Genomic DNA, 15,554 nt, shown 5'->3' on the forward strand with positions numbered 1-15,554 from the left:
ATGTGATGTTGACAAAATCATAAAAACGAATATTTTTTATAATAAATTAAATAATGTTCGTTTTTTTATTTGACAAACTCACAAACTCTTGTTATATTTACCATTGAGTTTCATAAAAGGCGTATTATTAAGTGCTCTCTAGGGGGATTATTATGAACAATCACTATGATGTCATTATTGTTGGTGCTGGACCAGCAGGAATTTTTACCTGCTATGAAATAACAAAAAAATCACCACATTTAAAGGTGTTATTAATTGATAAAGGCCATGATTTATATAAAAGAAATTGTCCCATATTACAAAGGAAGATTGAAAAGTGTCCGCCTCCTGTAGGGAAAAAGAACTTTTCAGGCTGTCTGCCGGCCTGTTCAATTACAAATGGTTTTGGAGGTGCTGGAGCCTATTCAGACGGAAAATTTAATATAACAAGTGAATTTGGTGGCTGGATGACCGATTACTTACCAGCGAGCGAAGTAGTAGAACTCATTAAATATGCCGATCAAATTAATCTTGATCATGGTGCAACAACTTCAATAACTGATCCGTTAACAGATGAAGTAAAAGAAATTGAACGACGGGGATACGCAGTTGGATTGAAATTGTTAAGAGCGCAAGTGAGGCATCTAGGAACTGAACAAAACTTGCAAATCCTACAATCAATCTATGAATTTTTGAAAGAAAAAATCACTATGATGTTCAAAACAGAAGTGAGAAATCTGATTGTCGAAAGAACAACTAGTGGACAGGTCGCAAAAGGAGTCATAGTAAAAGAAGATGAGGTTATTTATGCAGATAAGGTTGTGATCGCTCCTGGCCGTGATGGCTCCAAGTGGTTGTCTGATCTACTCAAAAAACAAAAACTTTCCTTATTGAATAATCAAGTAGATATTGGAGTAAGAGTCGAAACCTCTGATATTGTTATGGAGGAAATTAACAAACACCTTTATGAAGGGAAATTTGTTTTTAACACATCTGTAGGGACAAAGGTGCGAACTTTTTGTAGTAACCCTTCTGGACATGTAGTGGTTGAAAATCATTCAGGGATAATGTTAGCGAATGGTCATGCCTATAAAGATCCAAAGTTAGGAAGCGAAAACACAAACTTTGCCTTATTGGTTTCACACCAATTCTCTGACCCATTTGATTCACTAAATGAATATGCACATGAAGTATCAAAGCTAGCGAATCACCTATCTAACGGAGGTTTAATCGTTCAGAAGTATGGAGACATTTTGAAAGGTCGCCGCTCAACAATTAAACGTATAAAAGAAGGATTTATTGAGCCGACATTAAAGGAAGCTGTTCCGGGAGATCTCGGATTAGTTCTTCCTTATAATACGATGAAAAGTTTAATTGAAATGACAGAAGCACTCAATCATGTTTCACCTGGTCTTGCAAGTGAACATACCTTATTTTATGGAGTCGAAGCGAAGTTTTATTCAGCTAGACCAAAGTTAAACGAGCACTTTGAGAGTGAAATAACTGGATTGTATGCAGCGGGAGACGGAGCAGGAATCACAAGAGGATTAGCTCAAGCAAGTGCATGTGGAGTTTTGGTGGGAAGGGATATAGTTGAAAAACTATCAGAAAAACGAACCAAAATAGAAGTTTTATCCTAATTTTTGAAAGGTCATCTGTTACTTAGCCAGATGACCTATTTTGCAGAGTTAGAAAGTATAAAAATCTGTCCTTATTTGGATGGTGCTTTTATTTTTGTCTAGCGTCCAGCGACGGGTAGCGCTTTCGACGCACAGGAGGTGCTAGCGCAGGTGTTAGCTCTCGCGACGTGGCTGTACTTAGCCTACGTTCCATAGAGCACACCGCCTCGTTCTTGTCTAGTTCTATCGCCTAGCCACTCGAGGTCATAAGATAAGATTTCATGAATGGTAATGCTAGCTTATGCTTGTCGTGGATGATCAAGGCGATGACACTTTTCTACTTCTCGGCTCTTTTTCCCCTACTTTTTGAACACGCACTAAAACTAAGATTTTCTTGACTCAACTACTCTATAGCCATTTAGTGAGATTAAATATACCTGTTTTCCCATCCACTAGTTTGAATACTAATAGAAACCTCAAGAGGTAAGTTAGCTTTAGTGGGGACAAATACAGTATTATTATAAATTGGTAAATAATTCCCTCCTCCATTAAATCCTCAAAAAGAACTGGTAGAGCTCCCTAATTCAGAACTAACTCCATTAACGATTGATTGATAATCCTTTAGAAAATAAGTCTTTTATTTTTTAAATAATCATTCTAAATGGAAAAGAGCCATATTTACAAATCGAAAAAATTGGAATAAGATTGTTATGGTATAGAAATTAAAGGTAATATTCTTACCTTTTCTATACAATAAAATAAAGGAGGAGATTCATATGATTATAAAAAATGGACAGAAAATGACGAAAGAGGATAGACGAGACAAGGACTAGATATAGACAAAAAATAAGGGGATAGAATAATCATGGAAAAAATCTTGAAACCAATTAAAATTGTAGAATATAGCGAAAACTTAGCGGATGCAGTTGCGGATATGTGGAATAACAGTAACGAAGGGTGGGGAGGTTCAACTAACCAAACCACTGCTGAAGAAGTAAGAATAGCAGAAGCAAACTCTAGTAATTTAAAACTTTTTTTAGCGTTAGAAGAAGATAAGGTCGTAGGTTATTGTTCTCTGTCTGAATACCGTGAAGATAGTGGGTCATTATACATTCCATTATTAAATGTCAGACCCGATTATCACGGTAGAAAGATCGGGAAAATGTTAGTGTTACATGCGGTAAATGAGACAATTCAAAGAGGATGGCCGCGTGTAGACCTGTACACATGGCCAGGAAATACAAAAGCAGTCCCTTTGTATAAAAGGTGCGGGTTCTTTTGGGAAGATCGAGACGATACGACCCACTTAATGAATTTTATTCCGTCTGTCATGCAGACAGAAGTCGTGCAACCATATTTTAATAAGGTAGATTGGTATAATGCTAGTCAAAGAGAGATCCAAGTTGTGCCAGATGGACTCGAAGAAGGTAGTTACACGTATTTTGAATATCGCTGGTTTGATGAAAGTGCAGGCAGTTTACGAATGCAATTTGAGAAGTCAGGAAGAGGCTTGCGATTGATTGAAACAGATGATTACATAATAGAGGCGAAAATTGCTAACTTCGAACTTATATGTAATGGGAAGTATGCTGTTCAGTTTCACATTAAAAATAAATCAACACAGCCACTCTCTTTTAAATTAAAAGGAAAAGACGTTGATAACATCCACTTTCCAATAAATGAAAATATTATGATTGAAGATGAAAAATTAATTGAACGAAGTTTTCAACTAAGAGTCTTTGTTGAAGAGCAAAGTCCTTGGCGCACACATCCGAGCGTTCAAACTGACATTTGGATTAATGGCATGAAAGCAACCTTTGGAGTTGGGATAAAACCCATTTTGCCATCTGCAATTAAAGCAAAAGCTTCAGCTTCCTATATAGGAGAAGAAACTGAATTTTATTTAGATATCGAAAACCAATCACATAAAAATCAAACGTTTTCGTTCACTTTACCTACTTCCGATGTCGTGCAAATTCACGAACCATCCATTTCAATCCAATTAGCTGGTAAAGAGAGAACATCCCTCCCTATTAGCATGACGTTAACTCAGTATGGGTTTTACTCTCCTGAACTAAGCATCGATGTTGTCGATCAGGAAGGGAACTCACAAACATTCAATAAAAAAATTGGGATTGGATTTCCTGGAATTGGCGGTCAGTTTTTTGGTGAATGTGATGAATATTGGCATATGTATAATGGTCTAAATCATGCAGTATATCGAAAATTTAATAATGAATTCATTGTTGGGAGAAAAGTATCGAACAACCATCCAACAAGAATAATGTCTCCTAAATTAGGAAAACCGTATTCTGATGAATTTTCAAAGGCAAAGCCTGTACAAGTAGAAACGATCATAAAAGGGAGTACCACAATTCTTAAGGTCCACCTTTTATCACTTAAATATTTGAATATTTTATTAACTCAAGTATTCAAGCTCTATGCGGAAGGATTTGTAGAAAGCTATTTCGAAGTCAAAAACAAAGGAAAAGAAAACATAAACGACCTATTCGTACAGCAACCAGTTTTCCATAAATTAGATCAGACAATTCTTTCATATAATAATGAGATTGTTCAGCAAGATCAGTCCCAAAGTTGGTATGACGAGTGGATAACGGAAAAAGTGACAGAAAATTGGTTATTCTCTCAAAGTGCTCCTTATCCTGTCGGCTTTTGTTGGGCAAAAGACACAAAGATGCAGTTTAATAATTGGTATTTTTATTTTGAGCATAACATAGAGGAGTTGGATGGGGAAGAAATATTAAAAACATCCCCTTTCTTTATGACCCTTGGAGCTATGCAAACGTGGCAAGAGCTACGTCAATTTGCCTTGAAGCAGGAAAAGGATGATGTAAGCTCAGCCGTGTTCGAAGTTTTATGTAATAATGGGAACCCAGTAATTGCAGGAGAAAAATGGACAGTTGAAGCGATCCAAAAGAAAAGTATCACTTCAGAGCGAAAGCTAGAAGTATTATTAGAAGGAAAGGAATGGTATGGAAATGATAAGCTCACCATCCCGATTGAAAAGCAAGGTCAACTCATCTTCCCTTTAATTTCCGGACGTGAAAATCATAATCACTTTAAAAAACAAGAGATGTTGATGAAACCAAGGAATGATTCTGTATCTATTCATAAAGATGCTGTTTATACGGTTAGTAACGGGACAATGGTACTCAAAGCATCTAATGAATTTTACCCATGTTTATTTTCGCTGAAAAAAGATGGGGTAGAATGGTTTGACCATTCCTTTCCATTGTTAACCGCAAAAGCATGGTGGAATCCTTGGTCAGGTGGATTATTTAGTTCATTTTCAGATATTAGTTTTCGTTCTTTACAGAAAGAGTCATCTAGAATGTCAGAGGCAAAAGTAAAAGATTCATGGGGAAATGTTTGGTCGGGCATTAAAATGACCACTTCATTTGAAAAGAATGAACACTATAAAGGGTTAATGGTTGATCAATATTTCCTTTTATTAAGCGGTGTTCCTGTCCTCGCTCACATGAGTAGAATTCACCAACATACAGGTCGTTTTCTTCAAAAGAATTGGGGATCGTTTTTATCATTAAAACCTTGTAAAAAATTAGATGACTGTTACTTAGAGCATGATGATAAGGTAATATATGCGGGTAATACTGAAATTGAGACAAAAATAAGTAAACGGCATGTTTTTTCCTGTAATAATGTAAATGATGCACTAACTGTTATTGGGCGTCATGAAGAACATCATGCCTATTTAAACAAAGAGATTATGGCGCAATGGATGGATCAAGAAATAAAGATGAAAGATGGGGACTGTATTATGACAAAACCGCTATTTCTTGTAATATCCGATCAAAATTTATTGAAGACATCCTTTAAAAATCTAGATGGATTAACGTTTCAAGATGAGGTATGAAGAGATGAAAATCATTGACGCACATATCCATTTCTCTTCAATTAATAGTTTTAAAAAGACGGGCGACAACTACTCAAAAGTTGATTATAGTGAGGATGGTTTATTGAAAGAATTTGAAAAAACGAACGTAGTTTTAGGGATTGCAATGGGGGTGACAGAAACAAACCAACAAGGGTTTCCATCAAACGATGCCCAAACACCGATGGGGATTGATTTAAATGCACCTATTCCAAAGAACATCGTATATTGTCCAGGTGTGAATCCTTATACATTATCTCAAGAATCATTAAAAATTCTTGAGAAAGAAGTTCAAAAAGACAATGTTGTAGGAATCAAAATCTATTTAGGATATTATCCTTTTTATGCTTATGATGATGTCTATAAGCCTGTATATGAAATCGCTGCAAAATACGGTCTTCCAGTAGTCTTTCATACTGGAGATACATACTCTGAGAGAGGATTACTAAAGTATTCACATCCTCTAACATTGGACGAGGTCGCAGTCTTCAATCGAGATGTGTCCTTTGTGATGGCTCATTTAGGAGACCCTTGGGTTCTTGATGGGGCAGAGGTTGTCTATAAAAACGCCAATATGTATGCGGATTTATCAGGATGGGTAGTCGGGACAAAAGAAACAATAGATGCTCACTTGCAGACGAATTTTTTTGATCATATTAAACACGCCATTACGTTTTGCGATCATTATGACAAGCTTTTGTTTGGAACAGATTGGCCGCTTGTTCCTATTCAAGCGTATGTAGATTTAATTAAACGGTTTGTACCAGAACAATATCATGAAGACGTTTTTTACAATAACGCTTGCAAAGTGTTCCCAAAAATTAAACCAATTATTGGTGACTAATTCTATACCTTAAAAAGGTTTGAACCTCTCCTATAAAGAGGGGATCAAGCCTTTTTTACGATGAACATATGAGCAAAAAACTTACAATCGCTCACTTTCCCATGGTAAAGTAAGGATGAAAGTAACTATTTCTTTACGAAAGGGGCTAACTATTTAATGAAAATCTTAGTTTTAGGAGGCACGCGTTTTTTTGGGAAAAGACTAGTAGATCTATTAATAGAAGAAGGTCATGACGTCACGATTGTAACGAGGGGAATAACAGCTGATTCATTTGGAAAAATGGTACAGCGAATGAAAGTCGACAGAGAAGATAAAATTCAACTTAAACAGGCCATTGGCGACCAAAAATGGGATGTCGTTTACGATAATATCTGCTATTCTCCTCAAACGGCTTTAGAAGCATGTGAGCTGTTTAAAGGGAAAGTTAGTCATTACATTTTCACTTCTTCCTTGTCTGTTTACCATAGTCAAAAAGAAAAGTTAACAGAACAAGACTTCAATCCTTATACATATCCCATTGAACAAGGACCTAAAGAAAACTTTTCATATAGTGAAGGAAAGCGATTAGCTGAGGCTGTTTTTTATCAGCAGGCTGAATTTCCTGTTAGTGCGGTTCGTTTTCCGATTGTTCTTGGTACAGATGATTATACGAAAAGGTTACACTTCCATATTGACCACGTAAAAGAGGACTTACCAATTGGTGTTCCGAATAAAGATGCCGTTATGTCTTATATTCAATCTGATGAAGCCGCTCAATTTTTACAATGGCTTAGTAAAAGTAGAATTGAAGGACCCATTAATGCATGCTCAAATGGAGAGCTTTCATTAAAAGAGATATTAACTTTAATTGAAAGAGAAGTAGGAAAAACGGCAATCATACAAGATGAAACCAATAAGCAGAACCAATCTCCTTTTGGTGCAAAAGAAAATAATGTGATGGCAAACGACAAGGCGAAAGAGGCTGGGTTTGAGTTTAACGATTTACATGAATGGTTTCCTAGGCTTGTAGGAGAACTAGCCGAATAGAAGAAGAGAGAATCAACACCCATACAAAAGATAGCCTCTAAAGGATAAAAAAAAAATAGCTGTCATAAAGGTTTTTAGACAGCTATTTTCGAATTTATATTGAAACTGCATATAAGCTTCTCTTATTTTTCTCTCCAAAAGACTCCAATTGTCCCTTTTCCAGAATGAGTTCCTAATGATGGGCTTAACATACTAATTCTTGTTTTTATATTTGGATATTTTTCTTTCAGTGTCTTTTTCCATTCAAGAGCTCTCTGTTCACAGGCACTATGGGCAATATAAATATCACTAGCAATCGTGCCATTTTGAATCTTTTCAAAAATAGTTTCTAACACTTTTTTTTCAGCTTTTCTCATCGTTCTCACTTTTTGTTTCAATAACATTAAGCCATCTTCAACAGATATTATCGGTTTAATATTTAATAAATTCCCTAAAAAAAACTGACGATTAGACAATCGCCCACTTTTTCGAAACTGCTCTAGATTTCCAATCAATAACAATGCTTTCATTTTATCTGCCATTTTCGATAAGGTGTCGGCAATTCCAGAACTATTTAAGCCACTTTCTTGTAACTTAATCCCTTGCATAAGTAAGTCATACATACCACCTACACCCGTTTTAGAATCAATGGCAAGTAAAGGGAAGCCAACTATTTCAGCTGCTTGAACGGACGTATTATAAGTTCCACTTAGTTTACTAGATATATGAACAGCTATGCCAATTTCGTATTCATCTTTTAAACTCTCATAAAAAGAAACGAACTCTCCTAAGGAAGGTTGGCTAGTTGATAGATCACTAGAACCATCTATTGACTCATAAAATTGTTCAGCCGAAATGTCAACGCCATCTTTATATACATTTCCGTCATGAATAATCGTGACCGGGATAATATGAATATTCATTTTTTCTGCTACTTCTTTTGGTATACAGGCTACGCTATCTGTAATCCAAGCAATTGGTTGTTTATGTGAAATAGGAAACACACCCTTTTTATAGTTATAGACTGAGAAGTTAATGAAAAATTTTATCAAATGTATTATAGTATAAAACTTTCAAGATAGGTATGAGAAGAAAAGGAAATTGCTTCTTTAAATATATTTGATCATGGCATTATATTCGAATAAATCTGCATATCAAAAAGCAGCGAAGAAAAAATAGATGAACAGAAAATAAAATTGAAGCATACTGATTGTGATTCATTTCACATGAATACTCTCCCGTTTCATTTAAAATGTTCAATCAGGGAGGGGAAAACTGTGAGAAATTTTAACCAAGATCCATTCATCGTGATATGGGAGTTAACACGAGCATGTCAGCTTAAATGTTTACATTGTCGTGCTGAAGCACAGTATAAAAAAGATCCAAATGAATTGACCTTTGAAGAAGGGGAAAAACCTAATTGATCAAATTGATCAAATGAATCAACCACTCCTCGTTTTTACGGGTGGAGACCCTTTAATGAGAGATGATGTTTTTGAATTGGCTGATTATGCTATTAAAAAAGGGATACGAGTGTCCATGACGTCAAGTGCAACCACTCTTGTCACGAGAGAAGCAGTTAAAAAGGCAAAAGATGTAGGTGTTTCAAGGTGGGCATTTAGTCTAGATGGACCGACTGCTAAAGTACATGATCACTTCAGAGGTGTGGATGGTCCGTTTGAGTTAACGATGGATGTGATTAACTATTTACACGAATTTGATTTACCTCTGCAAATTAATACCGTTATCTCGAAATATAATATGGATGTTCTCGAAGAAATGGCACAATTAGTAGGGGATTTGAAGTGTGTTCTTTGGAGCGTTTTCTTTTTAGTCCCAACTGGGAGAGGGCAGCAGTCAGACATGATCTCGCCACTTCAACATGAACAAGTCTTTAAATGGTTGTATAAAAAAAGCAAACAAGTTCCATTTGATATTAAAACGACTGCCGGACAACATTATCGACGGGTGGTTCTACAGCAAAAAATGAAGGAGGAGCATACGAAAAGTATTTTATACGATCATGTGTTAAATAAGGGATTAACAGGACAAGTAGATGGGTTAGGAAGAGCGCCAAAAGGTGTCAATGATGGAAACGGCTGTTTATTTATTTCACATACTGGAGATGTTTATCCAAGTGGTTTATTACCATTAAAAACAGGCAATGTAAAAGAAACGCCATTAGCGTCAATTTATCGAGAATCCCCCGTTTTTCAAGGGTTAAGAGACCCAGACCGATATTCAGGAAAATGTGGCGTTTGCGAGTATCATTACATATGTGGTGGCTCAAGATCTCGAACTTATGCGATCACAGGTGATTACTTAGCAAGTGAGCCTTATTGTATCTATATTCCTAAAGCGATGAGACACGAGAAAGTGAATAGTTAAATAGGATCAATTTACCCTCTAGTTTTCAATAGCTGTGAGGGTTTTTTTGTTCGTAAAAGTCATATTGTTGCTTTGATGACCGTATGTTGATACTAATTGTCTGTTATCTAGGGAGGAGCAAACGAATGAAGGTGTATTACTCTTGTTTTGTTGATGTTCACCCAAAGTTTCAATATCAATGCTGGATTTGGATACATTCGTTATTAAAATTAGCAAAGATAGCTCCTGAATGTATATGGGTTCATTACAGAAAAGGGGTTGATGAACTATTTTTAGAAAAAATTGCTTCTTTTCGAATAAACACGAAAGAATTAGATTGCATGCATGAACAAAAGGAATTAACGAAAATAACACAGCTAGCAAATAAACGATTTGAAGAAGCTGATGTCATTGTCTTAATGGATACGGATATGATCATGACAACAAGTATTCATGATAAAATTGATTGTCATTTTATTAGTGGGAAAGTTGTTGATTTTCCTAATCCAAAGATTTCTATCTTGGATGAACTGTTCATTCAAGCAGAGTTAAGTAACTCGTTGGGTGTGATTAAAGCAGATTTTAGTCAGGAAATCACTTATAAAGGTTATTTAAATCGTGGACTCTATATCATACCTAAAAAATTCATTTCAACTATTTTTAAAGGATGGAACAAATGGGCATTATGGCTAGTGGAAAACAAAGCATTATTAAAAAAAGACCACAACTTTTTGTTTGAGCAAGTAAGCTTTTGTCTGACTATCCATGAAAACAATCTTCCTGTTAATCATCTCTCCAGTATTTATAATTATCCCTTAGATCATCATTCTTCTAAAATAGGATCCCCTATCATTATTCGCTACCATAAAACTCTAGATCAACCTAAATTACTTCCCATTCCACCAAATGCTAATCAATCCTATAAAAACTGTTTAAAGAAAGTAAATGAGATGATCGGGGGGTCAATTTGACAATAGTACCTTCTGGAATTATCGTTATCGAGCAAATCCAGACCTTGGTTCAGGTATTGGCAGTAGAGGAGAAAACCTTCAAATAAAAAGAAACTATTTAAGAAAACTAGACATAGAGAAGGGGAGCGTTTTAGATGTCGGCTGCGGCGACCTTCAAGTTATGAAAGACTTTAATATCCAATCTTATTTAGGGATAGACTCAAGTGAAGAAGCTTTGTCTCTGGCTAAACAGAAAAAACCTGAATGGACGTTTATAAAAGCAGGAAGCATCCCTGTTCATCAAATAACGCCTAGAGATGTGGTCATTTGTTTTGACGTATTAATTCATCAAAAAAGAAGAGAGGATTTTGGTTGACCTTATTCACTTTATCATCAAAAAAACGAAAAAGAGGCTTCTTGTTTCTGGTTACACGGTTAAAGAACTTCATCATGAAACCAATCATATGCTTCAATTCCATCAGCCTCTACCAGAAGCGATCAAACAACATAAAAAATTCGAAAGTGTGATGAGATTGTTTAAAATAAATGATACAGACTATTATGCTTGCGATGTAAAACTAGATCGAACGTACTGGAAAGAAAAACTGACGAATATTTTTTTAGAGCAGGTTCCTATCTTAAAAGGTAAGAAGATTTATCTCCATATTGGAACTCCTAAGACAGGAACAAGTTCTTTACAAGAGATGCTATTTCAGCATAGAGAGCAACTAGGAAAACACGGAATTATTTATCCCCGTTTTGAAAGCGATTTTAAGCACCAACACTTAGTTGATTTAATGAAAAGAAGTGATTGGCTTGGGTTTGTGAATTTTTTCGAAAAAATCTCTAATCAGATAAATAATTGTAAAACGGTTGTTCTTTCTAGTGAAGATTTTTATCATCATACAGCTGAATTTAGCGATATATCAATGCTTTTTTGGCAAGTGGTAGACCATGTTGCCGAATTAACCGTCATTGCATATGTAAGAAATCAGATCGATTATTTAGAGTCTTTTTATCGTCAATATATTATTAACCCTAAAGATGGATCAAGTTTATTTGGAAGAGATTTTACTCTCGATGATTTTATAGAGCTAGAAAAGGTTAAAAGAAATTTAAATTATGAACAAAGTTTCAGTAGATGGGCAAAAGTTATAAAAAGGGGGCAATTACGATTAAGACCCTATTCTACAAATGTATGTGAAGACTTTTTAAATGTTTTGAAAGTAAAAACAGAAGGTATTGAAATAAACATAAGAAGGAGTTCTCGTTTACCTACTCATGCGATAGAAATAGTCAGAAGAGCGAATGCCTATTTAAATAGCACCTCACAAATAAAACTTGTCGAAGAGGTAAGGAAAACTCAGAGTAACTATCCGTATGAATGGAAAGAAGAACTGTTGAAAAATTGTAGTCGCTTCTTAGATAAACGTTCATTAGTCAAATTAACAGAAGATGTGAATGGTGTTGCTAATCACTTTAGGAAATCTAATTTTATGACAGATAATGTTAACAACAGGATTGTTCAAGATTATTTTGATGGGAATGAGCGATTGATTAAAAAGTGGCCAAAACTTGCTTCTGTTCTAAGAGAGCCATACTTAACAATGGTCGAAGCTTCATCAGGGGCTCCTAATGATATGTCAAATGAAGCCATTAAAGAAGCGATGGTTCTTGTAGAGTATCCTAAAGAATTTATTCAAGTCGTAAATAAATCCAGAGAATTATTTGGATGGTACACAAAGCATTTTCCAAGGATTTTCGAATATCCTTGGCTATTAACTAAATTATCTGGAAACATAAACGGAAAGAAAATCGCTGAAATAGGATCAGGACTTTCACCAATGCCCCTTTTATTTGCAGAAGGGGGTGCGATGGTCACCACAATTGATAATCATGAAGTGATACGAAAAAGCAATCAACTAAAAAATGCAAACGAATGGGGTTTTTTTGATTATAGCCTAGTAAATCAAAATATTCGTTCATTAAATGAAACGATGACCATTCATACCTTCGCTCCAGATTTTTTTGATTACTGGTATTCAATTAGTGTAGTTGAACATGTACCAGCAAAAATAAGAAGAGATCTTTTAGAGATGATAAGCGACACGTTAAAAGATAATGGAAAACTATACTTGACAGTGGATTTACAAAAAAACTCAAGGGATTTATGGAACTTGTCAGAAGGAAAGGTCGTTGAAGAAAATAGAATTCACGGTACTTTTGAAGACATTGAGAACGAACTTACACAGTTTGGCTTTTCAATATTAGAAAAACGAATTATTCATACACCTAATAGTGAAAGAGTGGATATAGGATTAATTGAAGCAAGGTTGAAATAGAAGAAATAACCCTAAATCTTGCTAAAAAAACAAACAATATTTAGGGAGAACCCAAACTGAAAATCTGACACAATAGCCTTGAGGTGATCAGTATGAAATTTAAAAACGGATGCTATTTAGTGTATGGATTTGCTCCAGAAGGAACGAATGCAATAAAAGCGAACCAGCAACTTAACAAATGGATAGCTCATCAAAAATTAGGAAAGATCATTTATCATGACCACTTTGCTAATCGTCCATTAGGTGGGATTGCGATTTTTGAATTACATTCACAAACAGAACTAGATAATCTTTATCAAGACCTCTTGAAATTGGAATCTGACCTCTTTGGATGGACAGTAAATATTCATCGCTTAACCCACAGTAACTCAACTGAACGTTTTGTTTTTCAAACTCAGTATACGTTAAATCAATATAGAGGAGTGAAAATGAATTATCATTTTGACACTCCGTAACGAAAAAAAGACTATTATAATCACTATTAAAAAGTGATATAATAGTCTTTTTTTTAGCTATTGTATACTATATTCAAAAGCAATAAAAACAAGAGGATGGTCTGACAAAGGATCACCCAAATTCGTTAGCAGGTACACTGTAATCTATAGCGTTTTTTTAATGTTACTTTATCTCCGCTCCTAAATGAATTTTTTTATACGTTCATCAGACTCATCGTCAACATCTGGGAAGATGCCACTATTGTATAATTGAATCCACACATCAGAGAAGCCTGGTTCTATAAAAATACCAACTCCTTTTTCTTGATAATATCTACTATTAAAATCACCTAAAACGTTGACAACTTCACCCTATGACCAATCTTCAACTTTGTCTAGTAGTTGGTTAAATCAAAAGTTGAGATGACCCAAATAAAAAAGACTAAAGACAATAACCATTTTCTCATTCTTTCTATGTTTTATTTATTTTCAAGTTTGAGCACAGTGGATTTTAACTTTTAGACAAACAAATTTAATTAAGATAAAAGGTTTACACTTTATATAAAATGGAGGGAAAGCCAACTAGTATGGCGATTTTCAGACGATGTTCATTTCTTTATATAACAAGATTTAGGTAAAATAGCAGCTCCTATACTTGCCTGTCCATTTGCACTCTTAATAGTAATGTAATGACTAAACGGCTAATAATCCCAATAATTAAAAAGCAAGAAAAATCAATGATTCTTGCAAAGGGTTTTAAATAAGAAAATGCATCAATGTTTACTAACAATAATGAATAATATCCAAAGATAAACAACACCGAAAATAACACGTACTCTATTATAAAACTTCTCCAAGAAGAAGTGTGCTGGTATACAAGCATAGCGAAAAGAGGTCCAATGGTAAAATCACTCCCAAAAAAATTTGGATAAAAGGGTAAAACAGATATGGTTGTTGTCCAAAACCCAAAGAACCAACCAATGGAATCATACACAACAAAACTAACTGCTATAAAAGATCCGTAAAGCATTATTTCAATGAATCGCTTCTTATCAACATTGATAAAGAAAACAACATAAGAAATAACTAAAAGGAAAATAATTAAAAGCCATTGCCATGAAAATAATTCTTGATTTATCCACTTCGACAATATTTCTTTATTTAATTGATCCATTTTTTGAAGCAATTCATCATTAATCATCGGCAAATCCTCCGTAATATGCTATATACCCTTATTGTTTTCAATATTAAAATTTGTATACAACATGATGTTAGTTTGGATGATTGCAAATTGATTTAGGAATGAAACTTTATGTTCAGTTTGAATCAAGAAATCGATATGACTAAACAAGAGATACAAACAGAAAAACGATCGGAAACCTTTCGAAAATTCGATCAAATAATTAATTTTGCTCTAATCGTTTTAAAATATATATCTTATAGTGCGTGTTTAAAAAGTCCGGAAAAAGGACGCTGAATAGAAAAGTTGAAGCTCTTTGCTCACACCCGACAAGCTTGAAGGAACTTCTTCCCTTTTACTCCCATCAGTTTAATCCAAAACCTCAACTATCTCCTTTAGCATCGGATTCTACTCTTCCACTTGCATTGGAACAGCGGATCCAGGATGAATAGATCTTTGCCGCTTTAAATAGACCTATTTTCAAGTATTTTAGAATGTTTTCATGAACAGTAAACTCTGCTTTCAATAAGCCAGTGTGTTTTGGATGGGCATCTTCTTTCCTCTTTCCAACTTCATAATCTTGCTCCATTTTTTTCGTAACGTTTCTTCCATTTGATCAATTAATATTGCTCCATTTTCCGGAATCGCTTCAAGTTTAGACGGTTTAATATTTAGTGTCATGATTTATTTCTCCTTTTATTTGTAGAGTAATAATGCTTTTTATCTTACTATAATTCTAAATCCAATTAACAATTATGTCATATTAAATTACACACAATTATTTATATATATTAATCTATTGGGTATGTTTTAAAATGTTTCTCATGAGTTAAGATGAATGGTATTTATTTTTTATCTCTACGATATTTTAAAAATGCAAAATGTTATAATATGTGCAGTGGTATTTTTGTAAGAAAATTA

The 15,554-nt window shown here is 34.6% G+C and carries 11 protein-coding genes and 1 pseudogene; 9 read left to right on the plus strand and 3 right to left on the minus strand.

Annotation, left to right across the window (positions count from 1 at the left end):
* Positions 1-152: 152 nt before the first annotated feature.
* The 4 genes from LC087_RS04220 to LC087_RS04235 all read left to right on the plus strand — a co-directional run bounded on the left by LC087_RS04220 (position 153) and on the right by LC087_RS04235 (position 7,381).
* Entirely contained in the window at positions 153-1,619 is a 1,467-nt protein-coding gene (locus tag LC087_RS04220) for an NAD(P)/FAD-dependent oxidoreductase (protein ID WP_226539544.1), read from the plus strand.
* A gap of 844 nt (positions 1,620-2,463) precedes the next feature.
* Entirely contained in the window at positions 2,464-5,493 is a 3,030-nt protein-coding gene (locus LC087_RS04225) for a GNAT family N-acetyltransferase (protein ID WP_226539542.1), read from the plus strand.
* A 4-nt stretch (positions 5,494-5,497) separates the two neighbouring features.
* On the plus strand, positions 5,498-6,355 hold the full coding sequence (locus LC087_RS04230; RefSeq protein WP_226539540.1) for an amidohydrolase family protein: 858 nt from the start codon (positions 5,498-5,500) through the stop codon (positions 6,353-6,355).
* 156 nt (positions 6,356-6,511) lie between these two features.
* Positions 6,512-7,381: an NAD-dependent epimerase/dehydratase family protein gene (locus LC087_RS04235; RefSeq protein ID WP_226539537.1), complete on the plus strand. Its 870-nt coding sequence runs from the start codon at positions 6,512-6,514 to the stop codon at positions 7,379-7,381.
* Positions 7,382-7,503: 122 nt separating this feature from the next.
* Here the strand turns inward: LC087_RS04235 and LC087_RS04240 are convergent, their stop codons facing one another.
* On the minus strand, positions 7,504-8,364 hold the full coding sequence (locus LC087_RS04240) for a DegV family protein (protein WP_226539535.1): 861 nt from the start codon (positions 8,362-8,364) through the stop codon (positions 7,504-7,506).
* A gap of 273 nt (positions 8,365-8,637) precedes the next feature.
* On the opposite strand from LC087_RS04240, the pseudogene LC087_RS04245 reads away from it, so the two are divergent.
* The 5 genes and pseudogenes from LC087_RS04245 (at position 8,638) to LC087_RS04265 (ending at position 13,474) form a co-directional block, all read left to right on the plus strand.
* A pseudogene (locus LC087_RS04245) lies at positions 8,638-9,748 on the plus strand (TIGR04053 family radical SAM/SPASM domain-containing protein).
* Positions 9,749-9,873: 125 nt separating this feature from the next.
* Positions 9,874-10,698 carry a hypothetical protein gene (locus LC087_RS04250; RefSeq protein ID WP_306020103.1) on the plus strand — a complete coding sequence of 275 codons (825 nt, stop codon included), beginning with the start codon at positions 9,874-9,876 and terminating at the stop codon, positions 10,696-10,698.
* A 112-nt stretch (positions 10,699-10,810) separates the two neighbouring features.
* Positions 10,811-11,053 (plus strand): class I SAM-dependent methyltransferase, encoded by a 243-nt coding sequence (locus tag LC087_RS04255; RefSeq protein ID WP_371932677.1) that lies wholly within the window; start codon positions 10,811-10,813, stop codon positions 11,051-11,053.
* Positions 11,046-13,019: an SAM-dependent methyltransferase gene (locus LC087_RS04260; protein ID WP_306020107.1), complete on the plus strand. Its 1,974-nt coding sequence runs from the start codon at positions 11,046-11,048 to the stop codon at positions 13,017-13,019. Before LC087_RS04255 ends, LC087_RS04260 begins: the two co-directional genes overlap by 8 nt.
* Before the next feature lie 92 nt (positions 13,020-13,111).
* The gene (locus tag LC087_RS04265) at positions 13,112-13,474 is read left to right on the plus strand and encodes a hypothetical protein (protein WP_226539529.1); all 363 of its coding nucleotides are present in this window, start codon (positions 13,112-13,114) and stop codon (positions 13,472-13,474) included.
* 628 nt (positions 13,475-14,102) lie between these two features.
* On the opposite strand, the gene LC087_RS04270 is transcribed toward LC087_RS04265, so the two are convergent.
* Entirely contained in the window at positions 14,103-14,654 is a 552-nt protein-coding gene (locus LC087_RS04270) for a hypothetical protein (protein WP_226539527.1), read from the minus strand.
* A gap of 501 nt (positions 14,655-15,155) precedes the next feature.
* Complete coding sequence (locus tag LC087_RS04275) at positions 15,156-15,314, minus strand: hypothetical protein (protein ID WP_226539525.1); 159 nt, start codon at positions 15,312-15,314, stop codon at positions 15,156-15,158.
* Between the last annotated feature and the right edge of the window lie 240 nt (positions 15,315-15,554).

This window comes from Bacillus carboniphilus (assembly GCF_020524035.2).
In the GTDB taxonomy this organism is placed as follows: Bacteria; Bacillota; Bacilli; order Bacillales; family JAIVKR01; genus Bacillus_CC.

Bases quoted from the DNA above. Each gene is read 5' to 3' on its own strand.
- LC087_RS04220 (WP_226539544.1), top strand. From the start codon at position 153: ATGAACAATCACTATGATGTCATTATTGTTGGTGCTGGACCAGCAGGA.
- LC087_RS04230 (WP_226539540.1), top strand. From the start codon at position 5,498: ATGAAAATCATTGACGCACATATCCATTTCTCTTCAATTAATAGTTTT.
- LC087_RS04275 (WP_226539525.1), bottom strand. From the start codon at position 15,314: ATGACACTAAATATTAAACCGTCTAAACTTGAAGCGATTCCGGAAAAT.
- LC087_RS04225 (WP_226539542.1), top strand. From the start codon at position 2,464: ATGGAAAAAATCTTGAAACCAATTAAAATTGTAGAATATAGCGAAAAC.
- LC087_RS04250 (WP_306020103.1), top strand. From the start codon at position 9,874: ATGAAGGTGTATTACTCTTGTTTTGTTGATGTTCACCCAAAGTTTCAA.
- LC087_RS04235 (WP_226539537.1), top strand. From the start codon at position 6,512: ATGAAAATCTTAGTTTTAGGAGGCACGCGTTTTTTTGGGAAAAGACTA.
- LC087_RS04270 (WP_226539527.1), bottom strand. From the start codon at position 14,654: ATGATTAATGATGAATTGCTTCAAAAAATGGATCAATTAAATAAAGAA.
- LC087_RS04265 (WP_226539529.1), top strand. From the start codon at position 13,112: ATGAAATTTAAAAACGGATGCTATTTAGTGTATGGATTTGCTCCAGAA.